The sequence below is a fragment of the Sphingobium indicum B90A genome, assembly GCF_000264945.2.
Lineage (GTDB): Bacteria > Pseudomonadota > Alphaproteobacteria > Sphingomonadales > Sphingomonadaceae > Sphingobium > Sphingobium indicum.
Genome location: NZ_CP013070.1, coordinates 1,237,673 through 1,255,161, shown reverse-complemented (window position 1 = coordinate 1,255,161; position 17,489 = coordinate 1,237,673). Strand labels below are relative to the sequence as shown.

Genomic DNA, 17,489 nt, shown 5'->3' with positions numbered 1-17,489 from the left:
CCGCCTACTAATATCCGTGTTCCTGCGCAGGCAGGAACCCAGTTCAAACGCTGGGACTGGGTTCCTGCCTGCGCAGGAACACGATGCGATTTAACCGACGCCTCCGTCAATCAAGTGAAGGCGGGCGGTGTCGCGATTTGCCGAATGACTAACGTCAGTAACTCCGCCCCACCAAAACCCGCTCCACCGCCTTCTCGCCGGTGAACACGCAAACGCCATCCGCCGCTTCCGCATCCGATGGCACATTGCGCAGCGTCAGCTTCTCGCCCTTCAACCACTCGACCACCTTGTCCAGCGCAGCCCCGGTCGGCCTGGCCCACTGCACCAGCGCCCAACCCGGCTTTTTGCTCGCGCCGAAATAGGCCTTCAGCCCATCCAGCGAAGTCACCGACTTGTCGATATTCCCCAGCAACCGCGCCTGAGCGTCCGAGAACAGCGCCTGTTGTATCTCCTCCAGCATCCCGGTCGCGGCGCCAAGGAATTCGTCCCTCGCCACGATCCTGCTGTCCAGCTTCCCATCCTCGCGATAAAGCCGGTCACGGCGGATGACAGACACATTGCCCCCGCCAACATCGCGCCCGCCAACCTCGATCACGATGGGCGCGCCCTTCTTGACCCAGCCCCAACGCTTGTTCGCCGCCTTGGCGGGCCGCCGGTCCAACAGGGCGCGCACCGGCTCCCGGAACACATCCTGCCGGTTCAGTTCCGCTACCAGATCGCCGCAATAATCCAGGATCGCCGCATCCTCGTCCGTATCGCGCAACATCGGCACCACGACCACCTGATAAGGCGCGATGCGCGGCGGCACGCGCAGCCCGTCATCATCGCCATGCACCATGATCAGCCCGCCGATCATGCGCGTCGACATGCCCCAACTGGTGGTCTGCGCCAGTTCCTGCTGCCCCTCGGCATTCTGGAACCTGATATTCTGCGCCGAAGAGAAGGTCGTACCCAGGAAATGCGAAGTCCCGGCCTGCAAAGCCTTCCCATCCTGCATCATCGCCTCGATGGAATAGGTCGCGACCGCGCCCGGAAAGCGCTCATTCTCCGGCTTCTCGCCCGCGATCACCGGCAGCGCCACGCATTCCTCGGCAAAGCCGCGATAGACTTCCAGCATCTTGAGCGTCTCTTCCATCGCCTCTTCGACGCTGGCGTGGGCGGTATGCCCCTCCTGCCAGAGAAACTCCGCCGTGCGCAGGAACATGCGCGTGCGCATCTCCCAACGCACCACATTGGCCCACTGGTTGATCAACACCGGCAGGTCGCGCCAACTCTGCACCCAGCGGGAAAAGGCCGCGCCGATCACCGTTTCCGAAGTCGGACGAACCACCAGCGGCTCCTCCAGCTTCGCATCGGGATCGGGCACCAGCCGCCCATCCTTCTGGATCAGGCGGTGGTGGGTGACGACCGCCATTTCCTTGGCGAAGCCGTCGACATGCTCCGCCTCCTTCTCGAAATAGCTCAGCGGGATGAACAGCGGGAAATAGCAATTTTCATGGCCCGTCGCCTTGATCCGCTCGTCCAGCAGCTTCTGCATCCGTTCCCAGATGCCATAGCCCCAGGGCCGGATGACCATGCAACCGCGCACGCCGCTTTCCTCGGCCATGTCGGCTTCGGAGATGACGGCCTGATACCAGGCGGAAAAATCCTGTTCGCGGGTAACGGAAAGGGCGTGCTTCACGGGGTCGACCTTAAAATTCGAGTGGATGGCGCGCCATAGGACAAGCGCGCCGCCCGTGTCGACTCCCAACGGTCACGATCCCGGCCAATGCCGGGATGACGATCAACTCAGCTTGTCGATCTTCGCGTTGAGCGCGGCAAGCTGCGCTTTCAGTTCCGCGATCTCGTCGTCCTTCGCCCCGTCGGAGGCGGGCGGGGAAGCGGGCGTCGGCATGCCGGGAATTCCGGGCATGCCCGTGCCGAAGGCGCTCGCCGCCGCCTCGAACATCTGCATGTTGCGCTTGGCGATCTCGGCCAGCGGGCCGCCGCCGAACGCGCCCTTCATCGCCTCCTGGAACTGCTGCTGGTTCTTGCGGAACGCGTCCATCGACGCTTCCAGATATTGCGGCACCATGGACTGCATGGAATCGCCGTACATGGCGATCAACTGGCGCAGGAAGTTGACGGGCAGCATGTTCTTGCCCCGCTGCTCCTCCTCCATGATGATTTGCGTGAGGACATTATGCGTGATGTCCTCTCCCGTCTTCGCATCGACGACGACGAACTCGCGCCCCTCTCGAGTCATTTGCGACAAAAGATCCAGCGTGATGTAGCTTGACGTTTCTGTGTTATAGAGCCGCCTGTTAGCGTACTTCTTGATAACGACCGGCTCGGATTCGTTCGCGGTCTTAGATTTGGCCATGGATACCTCTCCCACACCTGCATTTTCCGCATTAGCACAAGGCAATGCCGCGCCGCAACATGGCCCGCGGCCCTTACCCCTTTTTCTCAATATTTTATGGCGCGAAACGCAGGATGATCCCGAACTGCGCAAACGGGCTTTCCAGGGCCTGCGGAAATATCAGGAGGCCAGCCGCCCTTCCCCGCCGCCGGCCGTTCCGGTCGTCGCCGGCGCGGGCAGCGCCCGGCTGCTTCGATATGGGACGGAAAACGGCCGTTTTCCGGTGTTGTTCGTGCCCTCGCTGATCAACCCGCCGCAGGTGCTGGACCTGTCCGCCAGCCGCTCCATGCTGCGCCACATGAGTGCAGCAGGACATGACGCCCATCTGGTCGATTGGGGCATGCCGGCCGCGGACGACGGCGCGCTGGGCCTCGACCGGCATGTGACGGAACGGCTGCTGCCGATGCTGGCCGCCCTCGACCGACCGGCGATCGTCGTGGGATATTGCCTGGGCGGCAATCTGGCGATCGGCGCGGCGGCGCTGCACCCCGTAAGGGCGCTGGCGACCATCGCCACGCCCTGGGATTTCGACGGCTTCCCGACCGCCGACCGGGAAGAGATCGGCGCGCTCTGGCGCAGTTCCAAGCCGATGTGCCAGCGGTTGGGCTATGTGCCGATGGAGGTGCTGCAATCGGGCTTCTGGGCGATGGACCCGGCCCGGACGATTCGCAAATATGCCGCCTTCGCCGACATGGCGCCGGGTTCCGACGAAGAACATGCCTTTCTGGCGGTGGAGGATTGGGCCAATGGCGGTCCGCCGCTAAGCCATGCCGCGGGGCGCGACCTTTTCGAGCAATTCTATGCCGCAAATGCGAGCGGACGGGGGGAGTGGCTTGTCGGCGGCCGCGCCATCGATTCGCGCCGGCTGGCCTGTCCCACGCTGTCGATCCGTTCCGCCGCCGACCGCATCGTGCCCGCCGCCGCCGCGCCGGAAATGGCGGAGAACGCGACCCTGAACCTGGGCCATGTCGGCATGATCGTGGGCGGCCGGGCGCGAACGATGCTGTGGGAACCCCTGTCCCAATGGCTTTCCAGCCATGGCGGATGATGATATGTGCAACCGCGAAAGCATCACCCCTGGAACTGAGGATCAATGCCCTTGTCAGACATCGTCATCACCGCCGCCAAGCGCACCGCCGTCGGCGGCTTCATGGGCGCCTTTGGATCGACGCCCGCGCATGAACTGGGCCGTACCGCCATCCTCGCCGCCCTCGCCCAGGCGGGCGTCGCGCCGGAGGAGGTGGACGAGGTCATATTGGGCCAGGTCCTGACCGCCGGCCAAGGGCAGAACCCCGCCCGCCAGGCCGCCGTCAACGCCGGCATCCCGGTCGAGCGCACCGCCATCGGCGTCAACCAGCTTTGCGGTTCGGGCCTGCGCGCCGTCGCCCTGGCGGCGCAGGCGATCCGCGCCGGCGACGCCCGCATCATGGTCGCGGGCGGGCAGGAAAGCATGTCGCTCGCCCCGCACGCCCAATATCTGCGCGGCGGCGCGAAAATGGGTCCGATCTCCCTGGTCGACACGATGACGCATGACGGCCTGACCGACGCCTTCAACAATTATCACATGGGCATCACGGCGGAAAATCTGGCGGAGAAATATCAGATCAGCCGCGAAGCGCAGGACGTCTTCTCCGTCGGCAGCCAGAACAAGGCGGAGGCCGCCCGCGCATCGGGCCGTTTCAAGGACGAGATCGCGCCCGTGACCGTCAAGGGCCGCAAGGGCGACACCATCGTCGACACCGACGAATATATCCGCGCCGGCGCCACGCTGGAGGCGATGCAGAGCCTGCGTCCCGCGTTCAGGAAGGACGGCACCGTCACCGCCGCCAATGCCAGCGGCATCAACGACGGCGCGGCCGCCCTGGTCCTGATGAGCGCGGAAGAAGCGGCGAAGCGCGACGCGCCCGTGCTGGCCCGCATCGCCAGTTTCGCGACCTGCGGCGTCGATCCGTCGATCATGGGCATCGGCCCGGCTCCGGCGAGCCGCCAGGCGCTGGCCAAGGCTGGCTGGTCGCTGGCAGACCTGGACCTGATCGAGGCCAATGAAGCCTTCGCCGCGCAGGCGCTGGCGGTTGGCCAGGAACTGGGCTGGGACGCGGAAAAGGTCAATGTGAACGGCGGCGCCATCGCCATCGGCCACCCGATCGGCGCTTCGGGCGCGCGCGTGCTCACCACCCTGATCTACGAAATGCAGAAGCGCGACGCGAAGAAGGGCCTTGCCACGCTTTGCATCGGCGGCGGCATGGGCGTCGCCATGTGCATCGAACGTTAGGACTGACCGACATTCAGCCCATGACGGCCTGCAAATGACAGTTTCCCGTGCTTCCGGTGCTCACATACTGAAGTACGCTGCGCTCACGAAAAACTGCCATTTCGGCTCGCCCTGAACTGAATGTCGATCAATCCTAGCCAGCGGCAAATTGAAAAAGGGGCCGCCGATCTCATTGCAGATCGGCGGCCTTTTCATGTCGGCTGATACCCACAGGCGAGGTTGAAGTGGGACGTGTTCCTGCGAAGGCAGGAACCCAGTCCCAACGTCCGCCCCGGACTCAGCGCCACACCCGGTCGAACCGCGCCCCCAGCCCCGTCAGCAATTCATATTGCGACAGGCCCGAAGCCGCCGCCGCATCGACCAGCTTGTAATCGACCTCCAGCCAGTCCTCCTCCGAAATGTCGGGCAGGCCGCTCACGTCCACGGCGGTCAGGTCCATCGATATGCGCCCCACCACCGGCAGGTGCCTGCCCCCGGCGCTCATGGAACCGCGCCCGGAAAAGCAGCGCAGATAGCCGTCGGCATAGCCCAGGTTCAGCACCGCGATCTGCATGTCCTTCGGTGCGCGATATGTCGCATTATAGCCGATGGTGTCGCCCGCCCGGACGCGGCGGCGTTGCAGCACCTGCGCTTCGGGGACCACGACCTGCCGGATGTGTCCGGCGGCTTCTCGACGCGGCACCCCGCCATAAAGCGCGATTCCCGGTCGCGTCATGTCAAAGGCATAGTCGGCGCCCATGCAGATGCCCGCGCTGTTCGCCAGGCTGTAGCGCGCCGCCTTCACCTGCCCCCGCAAGGCGGAAAACCGCTCCAACTGCGCGGGGCTGAGCGGCCCGTCCTCATCGGCGCAGGCCAGATGGCTCATCAGGGTCGCGATCTCCAGCCCCGCCAACCGCGCCGGAATATCGCCGCGCCAGTCCAGCCCCAGCCGGTTCATGCCCGTGTCGACCATGACGTCGCAAGGGCCGCCGCCCGCATGCCTCCAGCGCGCGATCTGCCATTCGGTGCACAGCACCGGCCGGGCGCGGGAAGCCAGCGCCACGGCGAGATCCTCCTCCCGCACGCCATGCAGCACGGAAAGCGACACCCCCTCCGTCACGAGCGGTTCCAGAACCGCCGCCTCCGCCCAGTTGGACACGAAGAAATCCCGGCACCCCGCATCCAGCAATCGCCGCATCACCTCCACGGCGCCCAGGCCATAGCCATCGGCCTTGATCGCCGCGCCGCAGGCCGCGTCGCCGCCCTGCCGCTTCAACCAGCGCCAGTTGGAAAGCAGCGCCCCTTCATCCATACGCAAGCGCAACGGTGCGGAAAATTCAGTCATGCCAGCCCCGTTAGCGTCCTGGAACGCGGCCGTCGAGAGCATCAGTCCATCTTCGCCCCGCGCGTTTCCGGCAGGGCGACGATGCAGGTCAGTAGAGCGACCGCCACCACCGCCATGGTGTACCACAGCCCCGCATAGGGATCGCCCGTCCGCGCCACGATATATTGGCTGACCAGCGGCAGGAACCCGCCGAAATAGCCGGTCCCGATATGATAGGGGATGGACAGCGAACTATAGCGTATCCGCGCCGGGAAATATTCCGACAGCAGCGCCGCCACCGGGCCGTAGGTCGCCCCGGACAGCGTCCAGAGCAGCAGCAGCGCCACGAACAGCAACAGGGCGCGGGGCCAGTCGGGCGTCACCGCCGCCGAATCATATCCCCCCGCATGCAGGGCCGCATCCAGCCCGTCGGGGCTGAGATCCGCGACCGGCACGGACCCGACGCTGACCGAAGGCGTCGCCGCTTCCCGCTTTTCATAGGCAATGCCGCGCCTGGAAAAATGATCGAGCAGCTTGCCGCAAGCGGTCGGCTGAACCTTGGCGAAGGGATCGAAGCTGCAATCGGGACCGCTGACGACCACCGGGGCGCGCTCCGCCGCCCGATAAAGCGCCGGGTTCGCCACGCTCCCCATGAACTGATAGAGCGGCAACAGCAGCGCCAGCAGCAGCGCATAGCCGATGACGATGGGCCTTTTCCGCCCCACCCGGTCCGAAAGCCATCCGAAGAAGACGAAGGAGCCGACCCCCACAAAGGCGCTGCCGCCCACCAGCAACTGCGCCATGCCCGGCGTCACATGCAGGCCGTTCTGGAGGAAATAAAGCGCCTGGAACATCGCGGTATAGGCGATGACGGTAAAGCCCGCCGCGAGGCCGATCATCGCCACCAGCATCCGCCGCCTGTTGCCGGGATAGGTGAACGCCTCCTTCAACGGGTTGCGCGATTGCTCGCCCGCCGCCTTCATCGCCGCGAAGATGGGGCTTTCGCGCAGCATCAGCCGCATCCAGAGCGAGATCGCCAGCAACGCCAGCGAGAAGATGAAGGGCAGCCGCCAGCCCCAATCCTCCCATATCGCCTTGCCGACGACCCATTGCGTGCCGACCACGACGATCAGCGACAGGACGAACCCGCCGATCACGCCCGCCTGGATGAAGCTGGTGTAGAAACCCCGCTTTCCCGGCGGCGCATGTTCCGCGACATAGATCGCCGCGCCGCCATATTCCCCGCCCAACGCCAGCCCCTGCGCGATCCGCAGCAGGATCAGGATGATCGGCGCGGCGATCCCGATGCTCGCGGCGGACGGGGTCAGCCCGACGCCCGCCGTCGCCGCGCCCATCAGCACGATGGTGGCCAGGAAAGTATATTTGCGCCCCAGCCTGTCCCCCAGATAACCGAACAGCGCCGCGCCCAACGGCCGGAACCCGAAGCCGATGGCGAACCCGGCGAGGGAATAGAGCAGTTCGACGGTCGGATTGTCGGTCGGGAAGAATGTCCGTCCGATGATCGGCGCCAGCACGCCGTAAATGTAGAAATCATACCATTCGAACAACGTGCCCAGCGCGGACGCGGTGATCACCAGCCGGTCCCGCCGGGCGTCCATCACATAGCCGGTGCCGACCCCATCCCCGCTCATTCCACCCCCTGCTCATCCTGTCCGTTCGCCGTCGTTGTAATGAAGCGCCGAATTCCGGCAAGCGCGAGAAGGACTATCGTCGATATGGGTGGGAGCGGCCATTCCCCCTATTCTTCACCCCTCTCCCCTGTTCGTCACCCCGGACTTGATCCGGGGGCCCGCTGCCTTGACTAGGCGCGGGTAGAGGCAAAAGCGGGACCCCGGATCAAGTCCGGGGTGACGGAAAACTGATGACTGCAGTTGGCCAACAACCACCACCCCCTCAAAATAACCGCGACCCATCCGGCACAACCCGATCCGGCGAGAACAGCACCACCGCCCCGGCCTCATCCGCGAACCCCAGCGTCAACACTTCGGACAGGAATTTCCCGATCTGCCGCGGCGGAAAATTGACGACCGCCGCCACCTGCCGCCCCGGCAAATCCTCCAGCGCGTAATTTTCGGTGATCTGCGCGCTCGATTTCTTTCGCCCTATCCCCGGCCCGAAATCGATCAGCAGCTTATAGGCGGGCTTCCGCGCCTCCGGATAAGGCTCCGCCGACAGGATCGTGCCGACGCGAATATCGACCTTCAGGAAATCGTCGAAGCCGACAAGGTCTGCGGCCGCCGCCGCGGGATCATGGTTCAGATGCATGCCGACAGGCTAATGCCAGCAGCCAGCCGAAGTCGAGGGACATGATCCCCCGACTTCGCCCAAATGGCCCGAACTATTCCAGTTCCAGGATGATCGCGTCGACCGGCAGGCTTTCGCCCTGCGCGGCGGACACGCTCTTCACCACGCCCGCCTTCTGCGCGCGCAGGATATTTTCCATCTTCATCGCCTCGATCACGGCGAGCGGCTGGCCGATCTCGACCTTGTCGCCTTCCTTGACGTTCAGCGCGACCAGCAGGCCCGGCATCGGACAGATCAGGAAGCGCGACAGATCCGGCGGAATCTTCTCGATCATATGCCTGGCATGCACCGCCGCATGGGCGGGCAGGATGCGCAGCTTGTGGCTGGCGCCATGCGCGGTCAGCACGAAGCCGGAACGCACCGGCGCGATCTTCACCGCCAGTTGCTCCTCGCCGAACTCCGCCTCGATCAGCCGGTCGCCCGGTGTATATTCCAGCGCCAGTTCGATGGCCTCCCCATCCACCGTGACGTCGTCGCCGTTGATCACCACGTCATGGATGACATCCCCGATCTTCACCTGCCATCCGGTCGGCGGCGCAAGGCGCTTGCCCAACTGCCCCTCGATCCGGCGGGCGCGGTCCGCCTGCGCCATGGCCGCGAAGGCGCCTATGGCCGACAGACGCTTCAGCAGCGTTTCGGATGCCGGAGCGCCGGTGAAGCCCTCCGGATATTCCTCCGCGATGAAGCCGGTGGTGATGTTGCCCGAACGGAAGCGCTCATGCTGCATCAGCGCCGAGACGAAATCGATATTATGCCCCGGCCCCTCGATCTCGAACTGATCCAGCGCCGCGATCTGCTTGTCGATGGCCTCCAGCCGGGTCGGCGCCCAGGTGATCAGCTTGGCGATCATCGGGTCGTAGAACATGCTGACTTCGCCTCCCTCGACCACCCCGTCATCGACGCGCACGCCGTCCACCGCTTCCGGCGGATTATAGCGGATCAGACGCCCCGTCGATGGCAGGAAACCGCGATAGGGGTCTTCGGCATAGACGCGGTTCTCGATCGCCCAGCCATTGATCTTCACATCCTCCTGACGGAAGCTCAGTTCCTCGCCATTGGCGACGCGGATCATCTGCTCGACCAGGTCCAGGCCGGTAATCTCCTCCGTCACCGGATGTTCGACCTGCAAACGGGTGTTCATTTCCAGGAAGTAGAAGCCGTCGCCCGTCTTGTCCGCGCCCGACACGATCAGCTCGACCGTGCCCGCGCTGAAATAGCCCACCGCCCGCGCCAAAGCGACGCACTGCTCGCCCATCTTCCTGCGCATTTCGGGGCTGACGAAGGGCGAAGGCGCTTCCTCGACCACCTTCTGGTGGCGGCGCTGGATCGAGCATTCGCGCTCGTTCAGGTAAAGGATATTGCCATGCTGGTCGCCCAATATCTGGATTTCGATATGGCGCGGGCTTTCGATGAACTTCTCGATGAACACGCGGTCGTCGCCGAAGCTGTTGAGGCCTTCGCGCTTGGTCGCCTCGAATCCCTCGCGGACATCCTGCTCGCTATAGGCCAGGCGCATGCCCTTGCCGCCGCCGCCGGCCGACGCCTTCATCATCACAGGATAGCCGATCTCGTTGGAGATGCGGACCGCATGTTCCGTATCCTCGATCACGCCGACATAGCCGGGGACGACATTGACGCCCGCTTCCTTGGCCAGCTTCTTCGACTCGATCTTGTCGCCCATCGCGGCGATGGCGTTGGCGGGGGGGCCGATGAAGACGATGCCCGCCTCGTCCAGCGCCTTGCGGAAGCTCTCCCGCTCCGACAGGAAGCCATAGCCCGGATGCACGGCGTCGGCGCCGGTCGCCTTGCACGCCTCGATGATCTTGTCGGCCAGCAGATAGGACTGGGCGGCGGGCGGCGGGCCAAGATGCACGGCTTCGTCCGCCATCAGGACATGAGGCGAACGCGCATCCGCATCCGAATAGACCGCCACGGTCTTGATGCCCATCTTCCGCGCCGTGCGGATGACGCGGCATGCAATTTCGCCACGGTTCGCGATCAGGATCTTGGTGATTGCCATCTTTATCCTTGCCCCAGTCCTTATGCTGCCGTTCGCCCTGAGCAGGGGCTGAGCGAAGTCGAAGACCCGTATCGAAGGGTCCTTCGATACGCCACTTCGACAAGCTCAGTGGCTACTCAGGATGAACGGAGATGTTTTCTATTCCGCCGCCACGGCCTCCAGATGCCCATGCGGCTGCGCCATCATCGGCGCCAGCCCAAGCTTGGAAAGCAGCGCGCTATCCTTGTCGTCCCCGGCATTGGCCGCCGTCAGCAGCTTGTCGCCAGTGAAGATGCTGTTCGCCCCCGCCATGAAGCAGAGCGCCTGACAGGCCTCGCTCATGCTCTCGCGCCCGGCGGAGAGCCGCACCATCGACTGCGGCATGACGATCCGCGCCACCGCCACGGTCCGCACGAACTCCACCTCGTCGATCTTCGCGAGCGGCGTATCCTTCAGCATGTCGCCCAGCACCGTGCCTTCCACTGGCACCAGCGCATTGATCGGCACGCTTTCGGGATGCGGCATGGTGGCCAGCGCATGCAGGAAACCGATCCGGTCGCTCCGCGTCTCGCCCATGCCGACGATCCCGCCGCAGCACACGTTGATGCCCGCGGAGCGCACATTTTCCAGCGTCTCGATCCGGTCCTCGAAGGTCCGGGTGGTGATGACGTTGGCGTAATTTTCCGGCGATGTGTCGATATTATGGTTGTAATAATCCAGCCCCGCATCGGCCAACTGCTTCGCCTGACCGGCCGACAGCATGCCCAGCGTCATGCAGGTTTCCATGCCCATCTGGCGAACGCCCTTCACCATCTCGATCAGCTTGGGCATGTCCCGTTCCTTGGGATTGCGCCACGCCGCGCCCATGCAGAACCGGCCCGAACCATGGTCCTTCGCCTGCGCCGCCGCCTGGAGCACGGCCTGCACGTCCATCAGCTTGGTCGCCTTCAGGCCGCTTTCCGCCTCGGTCGACTGGCTGCAATAGCCGCAATCCTCCGGACAACCGCCGGTCTTGATCGACAGCAGGGTCGACAACTGCACTTCATTGCGCGGGAAATTCGCGCGATGGATCGACTGCGCCTCGAACATCAGGTCGTTGAAGGGCAGGTCGAACAGCGCGGCGATCTCTTCGCGAGTCCAGTCGGTGCGCGGCTGCACGGGATTCATATCGCACCTCCGTTCGCTTCGAGCGAAGTCGAGAAGCGGAAAACGAACGGCTGTCTGGCAATGGGGCTAGTCAAGCGGCTTCCTCCAGCCCCGCTGGGGGCATGTTGTGGCCGAGGAGGCGCAGCACATCGGCGGCGCATTCCACGACGTTGGAACCCGGTCCATAAATCCCCTGAACGCCCGCGTCACGGAGGAAGTCGTAATCCTGCGGCGGAATGACCCCGCCTGCGATCACCTTGACGTCGTTCCGCCCCTTCTCCCGAAGCTGCCTGATGAGTTCGGGGATCAGCGTCTTGTGCCCCGCGGCCAGCGACGAAGCGCCCACCACGTCGACGCCGCTGTCCAGCGCCAGCACCACCGTTTCCTCCGGCGTCTGGAACAGCGGCCCCGACACGATGTCGAAACCCATGTCCCCGAACGCCGAAGCGATCACGTTGGCGCCCCGGTCATGGCCGTCCTGCCCCATCTTGGCGATGAGGATCTTCGGCTTGCGACCGAGGCGCCGCTCGACGGCCTGCACCCCGTCAAGTACCTGTTTCCAGCGAGCATCCTGCGCATAAGGCTGGGCATAGACCCCCTTCACCGGCGTCGGCACCGTGCCGTAGCGGTTGAAGCTGTCCTCCATGGCGGAGGAGATTTCGCCCAGCGTGGCTCGCGCCCGCGCCGCCTCGACCGCATGGGCGAGGAGGTTGTTTTCGATGGATTGCCGACCGGCGGCGGCTGCACGCAGCGATTCCAGCGCGGCCTGACAAGCTGCCTCGTCACGCTCCGCCTTCACCTTGTTGATGCGGGCGATCTGCGCTTCCCGGACCTTCGTGTTGTCGACTTCCAGCGTTTCCAGCAGGTCTTCGTTCGCCAGACGATATTTGTTGACGCCGACGATGACGTCCTCGCCCCGATCCACGCGAGCCTGACGGGCGGCGGCGGCGGTCTCGATCATGGCCTTGGGCCAGCCTGCGCCCACGGCCTTCGCCATGCCGCCCTCGGCCTCGACGCGGTCGATGATCTCCTGCGCTGCGTCGACGAGCTGCTGCGTCAAAGCCTCGACATAATAGCTGCCGCCCAGCGGATCGACGACATTGCACATGCCGGTCTCTTCCTGGATGACGATCTGCGTGTTGCGGGCGATGCGGGCCGAAAAATCGGTCGGCAGCGCGATCGCCTCGTCCAGCGCGTTGGTGTGCAGCGACTGCGTGCCGCCCAGCATCGCCGCCATCGCCTCGATGGTGGTGCGCATGACATTGTTATAGGGGTCTTGTTCGGTCAGCGACACGCCCGACGTCTGGCAATGGGTGCGCAGCATCTTGCTGCGCTCGTCCTGCGCGCCCAGCTTCGTCATGGCGCGATGCCACAGCACGCGGGCGGCGCGCAGCTTCGCGATCTCCATGAAGAAATTCATGCCGATCGCGAAGAAGAAGCTCAAACGACCCGCGAACTTGTCGATGTCCAGGCCCGACGCCACGCCATATTTCACATATTCGATGCCGTCCGCGATGGTGAAGGCCAGTTCCTGCACCTGCGTCGCCCCGGCCTCCTGCATATGATAGCCGGAGATGGAGATGCTGTTGAACTTCGGCATCTCCCGGCTGGTATAGCCGAAAATGTCGGAGATGATCCGCATCGAGGGTTCGGGCGGGTAGATATAGGTATTGCGGACCATGAACTCCTTGAGGATGTCGTTCTGGATGGTCCCGTCCAGCAGCTTGCGCTCGACCCCCTGCTCCTCGCCCGCGACGATGAAGAAGGCCAGGATCGGGATGACCGCGCCGTTCATCGTCATGGAAACGGACATCTTGTCGAGCGGAATGCCGTCGAACAGGATCTTCATGTCCTCTATGGTGTCGATGGCGACGCCCGCCTTGCCGACGTCGCCGACGACGCGGGGATGGTCGCTGTCATAGCCGCGATGGGTCGCCAGGTCGAAGGCGACGGAAAGCCCCTTCTGCCCCGCCGCCAGGTTGCGGCGATAGAAGGCGTTGGATTCCTCGGCGGTCGAAAAGCCCGCATATTGCCGGATGGTCCAGGGACGCCCCGCATACATGGAAGCGCGCACGCCCCGCGTGAAAGGCGCGAAACCGGGAAGGCCCGGATCGCCAACTTTATCTGGGGTCACGTCCTCCGCCGTATAGAGCGGCTTGACGGTGATCCCTTCCGGGGTTTCCCAGTTCAGATCCTTGCCCTTCACCTCCTTCGCGGCGGCGGCGGCCCACTGATCCAGCGTCGGCTTCTCGGTCATTGTCTGTAACCTACCTTCAAACCCAAATCCGTTCGCCCTGAGTAGAGGCTGAGCGTGTCGAAGCCTCTTATCGAAGGGCCTTGCGCAACCCATCCTTCGATCTCCCGCTTCGACAGGCTCAGCGGCTACTCAGGACGAACGGCGCTATTCAATGCGCCTCCCTGGGCGTCTCCATGATCTCCGTCAGCACCCCGTTCATATCCTTGGGGTGGACGAAGAAGATCAGCGTCCCATGCGCCCCGATGCGGGGTTCGCCCAGCACCTTCTTGCCCAGACCTTCGAACCAGGCCTTCGCCTCATGAATATCAGGCACTTCATAGCACATATGATGCTGCCCGCCCGCCGGGTTCTTGGCGATGAAGCCATGGATCGGGCTGTTCTCGCCCAAAGGCTCGATCAGTTCGATCTGCGTCCCCGCCGTGCCATTCTCGCCCGGCGTATCGACGAAGCACACCTTCACCCCCTGCGCGGGCAGGTCGAAAGGCTCATGCGCGATCGTCGCGCCCATGACGTCGCGATAATAAGCGATGCTGGCTTCCAGCGAAGGCGTCGCGACGCCGATATGGTTCAAGCGACCGAGTTTCATAGTCCCATTCCCAACTTCGTCACCCCAGCGAAAGCTGGGGTCTCGTGCCTTTACGTTCCACATGGCCGCCTGAGATCCCAGCCTGCGCTGGGATGACGGCCGTTGGGGCATCAAAGCGGAATATTGTCGTGCTTCTTCCAGGGGTTCTCCAGCGCCTTGTTCCGCAGCTTGCGCAAGCCCAGCGCGATCCGCTTGCGCGTCGAGTGCGGCTGGATCACCTCGTCGATGAAGCCCTTGCTCGCCGCCACGAACGGATTGGCGAAGCGGTCCTCATATTCCTTCGTCTTCTGCGCGATCTCTTCGGGCGTCTTGCCGCGGAAGATGATCTCCACCGCGCCCTTCGCGCCCATCACCGCGATCTCCGCCGTCGGCCAGGCATAGTTCAGGTCGCCGCGCAGATGCTTCGACGCCATCACGTCATAGGCGCCGCCATAGGCCTTGCGCGTGATGACGGTGATCTTCGGCACGGTCGCCTCCGCATAGGCGAACAGCAGCTTCGCGCCATGCTTGATGATGCCCGAATGCTCCTGCGCCGTCCCCGGCAGGAAGCCCGGCACGTCCACGAAGGTCACGATGGGAATCTCGAAGGCGTCGCAGAAACGCACGAACCGCCCGGCCTTCTTGGAGGAGTTGATGTCCAGAACCCCCGCCAGCACCATCGGCTGGTTGGCGATGATCCCGACGGTCTTGCCCTCGACCCGCCCGAAACCGCAGATGATGTTCCCCGCATGGGCGGGCTGCACCTCGAAGAAGTCGCCCTCGTCCACCACCTTGCGGATCAGCTCGTGCATGTCATAGGGCTGGTTCGCATTGGCGGGGATCAGCGTGTCCAGGCTCTCCTCGATCCGGTCCCATGGATCGGCGCTCGGCCGCTCCGGCACCGGCTCCTTGTTGGAGGCAGGCAGGAAGTCCACGAAATCGCGCACCGCCAGCAGCGCCTCGATGTCATTCTCGAACGCCACGTCCGCCACGCCCGACTTGGTCGTGTGCGTCACCGCGCCGCCCAGTTCCTCCTGCGTGACCACCTCGTTGGTGACGGTCTTCACCACGTCCGGCCCGGTCACGAACATGAAGCTGCTATCCTTCACCATAAAGATGAAGTCGGTCATGGCGGGCGAGTAAACCGCGCCGCCCGCGCAAGGCCCCATGATCACGCTGATCTGCGGCACCACGCCCGAAGCCAGCACATTGCGCTGGAAAATCTCCGCATAGCCGCCCAGCGACGCCACGCCTTCCTGGATGCGCGCCCCGCCGGAATCGTTGAGGCCGATCACCGGCGCGCCGACCTTCATGGCGATGTCCATGATCTTGCAAATCTTCATCGCATGCCGTTCGGACACAGCGCCGCCATAAACGGTGAAGTCCTGCGAAAACACATAGACCAGACGGCCGTTGATCGTGCCCGATCCGGTGACGACGCCGTCGCCGGGGATATGCTGCTCGTCCATGCCGAAGTCGATGCAATTATGCTCGACATACATGTCCAGCTCCTCGAAGCTGTCCTCGTCCAGCAGCACTTCCAGCCGTTCACGGGCCGTCAACTTGCCCTTGGCATGCTGGGCGTCGATGCGGCGCTGTCCGCCGCCCAGGCGGGCTGCGTCGCGCTTGGCTTCGAGCTGTTCGATGATGGCGAGCTTCGACATATCAGGCATTTCTCCGGCTTGTCGCGGACATCTTTGCCCGCCCTTCCCAATCTTTCCGCATTTTCGCAAATGCGATTTTGCCAATTTGCAAATTGCGACTTTGCAAATTATGGACGAATCATGGCCCGTGGCAATCGAATCTTCGCAGGTCCGCGCCTGCGCCAACTCCGCCTGGATCACCGTATGGACCAGGCGACCATGGCCCATGCGCTGGGCATATCGGTATCCTATCTCAGCCAGCTGGAGAATGACGACCGTCCCCTGACGGCCAAGGTCAAGGCGGCTGTCGCCAGCGCCTTTCCCACCGACTGGGCCAGTTTCGACAGTCGGGAGGAGGAGCAGCTTCTGGGCGCCTTCACCTTCGCCCTCGCCCATCCCGAACTGCCCGGCACGCCGATGGAGCCGGAGCGGATCGAAAAGCTGCACCTGCATTTCCCCGAATTCGCGGCGCGCTATGTCGACCTCTACAACGCCCATATGCGCGCCAACGAACGCATCAACATGATCGAGGAGGCGATCGCCAACGATCATGCGGTGCAGGCCCGCCTGCCCTGGGAAGCGGCGCGGGACTGGTTCCACGAAGCGGGCAATTACGTCCATGTCCTCGACTGCCTGGCGGAGGACATGGCCGCCAGCTTCACCGCCGGCCAGACGCTGGACGAAGGCATGCTGGTGGAGGCGCTGGCCCGCCGCCACGGCATCGAAACGCTGATCGCCGAGACGCCGGATTCCGCGCTCCGCTCCTACACCAGCAGCGAAAAGCGCCTGTTCGTGAACGCGGCGCTGCCGACCGAAAGCCGCAAATTCATGCTCGCCCACCAGTTGATGATGCTGGAGGGGCAGGCCGTGATCGCGGACGTGGTCAACAAGGCGGCGTTGCCCGTGCCCGGCGCGGACCGGCTGCTCGCCATCGGCCTCGCCAATTATGCGGCGGGCGCGCTGCTGATGCCCTATGCCCCGTTCCGCGAAGCCGCTCGCGAAGTGCGCCATGACATAGACCGTCTCGCCCGCCGCTTCGGCGTCAGCTTCGAACAGGCCTGCCACCGCCTCTCGACGCTGCAAAGACCCGGCCTGCGCGGCATCCCCTTCTTCTTCTGCCGCGTCGACATGGCGGGCAACATCACCAAGCGGCACAGCGCCACCCGTCTGCAATTCGCCCGCTTCGGCGGCGCCTGCCCGCTCTGGAATGTCCATGAAGCGGTCGCCGTCCCCGACCGGATCAACGTGCAGCTGGGGGAAACGCCCGACGGCGTCCGCTATGTCTCCATGGCGAAGGGGCTGGTGAAACCCTCCGGCAGCTACAGCCGCACTCCCCGCCGCTTCGCCGTCGTGCTGGGCTGCGAGACCGCCCATGCGGCCAATTTCGTCTATGCCGACGGCCTGCAACTGGAGGTGGAGGGGGCGGCGACCCCCATCGGCATCACCTGTCGCCTCTGCCCCCGCCAAAGCTGCGACCAGCGCGCCTTCCCCCCCGCCGACCGCCCGATCCGCGTCGATCCCGACAACCGGCAGATCGTGCCCTACTGGATCGGCTGACAAGCAAAAGGGGCTTTTCCG

The 17,489-nt window shown here is 64.4% G+C and carries 13 protein-coding genes; 3 read left to right on the top strand and 10 right to left on the bottom strand.

Annotated elements, in window-relative coordinates; all coding sequences use genetic code 11:
* Nucleotides 1–154: 154 nt before the first annotated feature.
* Both SIDU_RS06000 and phaR read right to left on the bottom strand, forming a co-directional pair.
* Nucleotides 155–1,681, bottom strand: a complete 1,527-nt coding sequence (locus tag SIDU_RS06000; protein WP_025772030.1) for an aminoacyl--tRNA ligase-related protein — start codon at nucleotides 1,679–1,681, stop codon at nucleotides 155–157.
* A 102-nt stretch (nucleotides 1,682–1,783) separates the two neighbouring features.
* Nucleotides 1,784–2,362, bottom strand: coding sequence for a polyhydroxyalkanoate synthesis repressor PhaR (phaR, locus tag SIDU_RS05995; protein ID WP_007685851.1), 579 nt, complete (start codon nucleotides 2,360–2,362; stop codon nucleotides 1,784–1,786).
* Between phaR and SIDU_RS05990 the strand changes: the two genes are divergently transcribed.
* Complete coding sequence (locus SIDU_RS05990; protein WP_007685850.1) at nucleotides 2,361–3,449, top strand: alpha/beta hydrolase; 1,089 nt, start codon at nucleotides 2,361–2,363, stop codon at nucleotides 3,447–3,449. The genes phaR and SIDU_RS05990 overlap by 2 nt on opposite strands.
* A 51-nt stretch (nucleotides 3,450–3,500) precedes the next feature.
* Nucleotides 3,501–4,673, top strand: coding sequence for an acetyl-CoA C-acetyltransferase (locus SIDU_RS05985; protein ID WP_007685849.1), 1,173 nt, complete (start codon nucleotides 3,501–3,503; stop codon nucleotides 4,671–4,673).
* A gap of 277 nt (nucleotides 4,674–4,950) precedes the next feature.
* On the opposite strand, the gene alr is transcribed toward SIDU_RS05985, so the two are convergent.
* The 8 genes from alr to SIDU_RS05945 form a co-directional block, all read right to left on the bottom strand.
* Nucleotides 4,951–5,997, bottom strand: coding sequence for an alanine racemase (alr, locus tag SIDU_RS05980; protein ID WP_037509849.1), 1,047 nt, complete (start codon nucleotides 5,995–5,997; stop codon nucleotides 4,951–4,953).
* A 41-nt stretch (nucleotides 5,998–6,038) separates the two neighbouring features.
* Nucleotides 6,039–7,628: an MFS transporter gene (locus SIDU_RS05975; protein WP_007685847.1), complete on the bottom strand. Its 1,590-nt coding sequence runs from the start codon at nucleotides 7,626–7,628 to the stop codon at nucleotides 6,039–6,041.
* A 262-nt stretch (nucleotides 7,629–7,890) separates the two neighbouring features.
* Nucleotides 7,891–8,262, bottom strand: a complete 372-nt coding sequence (locus SIDU_RS05970; RefSeq protein ID WP_007685846.1) for a tRNA-binding protein — start codon at nucleotides 8,260–8,262, stop codon at nucleotides 7,891–7,893.
* Between the two features lie 73 nt (nucleotides 8,263–8,335).
* Nucleotides 8,336–10,321, bottom strand: a complete 1,986-nt coding sequence (locus tag SIDU_RS05965; protein WP_007685845.1) for an acetyl-CoA carboxylase biotin carboxylase subunit — start codon at nucleotides 10,319–10,321, stop codon at nucleotides 8,336–8,338.
* Nucleotides 10,322–10,459: 138 nt separating this feature from the next.
* Nucleotides 10,460–11,467, bottom strand: a complete 1,008-nt coding sequence (gene bioB, locus SIDU_RS05960) for a biotin synthase BioB (protein WP_007685844.1) — start codon at nucleotides 11,465–11,467, stop codon at nucleotides 10,460–10,462.
* Nucleotides 11,468–11,537: 70 nt separating this feature from the next.
* Complete coding sequence (gene scpA / locus SIDU_RS05955) at nucleotides 11,538–13,703, bottom strand: methylmalonyl-CoA mutase (RefSeq protein WP_007685839.1); 2,166 nt, start codon at nucleotides 13,701–13,703, stop codon at nucleotides 11,538–11,540.
* A gap of 148 nt (nucleotides 13,704–13,851) precedes the next feature.
* Complete coding sequence (mce, locus tag SIDU_RS05950; RefSeq protein WP_007685838.1) at nucleotides 13,852–14,289, bottom strand: methylmalonyl-CoA epimerase; 438 nt, start codon at nucleotides 14,287–14,289, stop codon at nucleotides 13,852–13,854.
* A gap of 110 nt (nucleotides 14,290–14,399) precedes the next feature.
* Nucleotides 14,400–15,932 carry an acyl-CoA carboxylase subunit beta gene (locus tag SIDU_RS05945; protein ID WP_007685833.1) on the bottom strand — a complete coding sequence of 511 codons (1,533 nt, stop codon included), beginning with the start codon at nucleotides 15,930–15,932 and terminating at the stop codon, nucleotides 14,400–14,402.
* Nucleotides 15,933–16,052: 120 nt separating this feature from the next.
* Here SIDU_RS05945 and SIDU_RS05940 point away from each other — a divergent pair, with 120 nt between their 5' ends.
* Nucleotides 16,053–17,468, top strand: coding sequence for a helix-turn-helix domain-containing protein (locus tag SIDU_RS05940; protein WP_013040031.1), 1,416 nt, complete (start codon nucleotides 16,053–16,055; stop codon nucleotides 17,466–17,468).
* The last annotated feature ends 21 nt before the right edge of the window (nucleotides 17,469–17,489 follow it).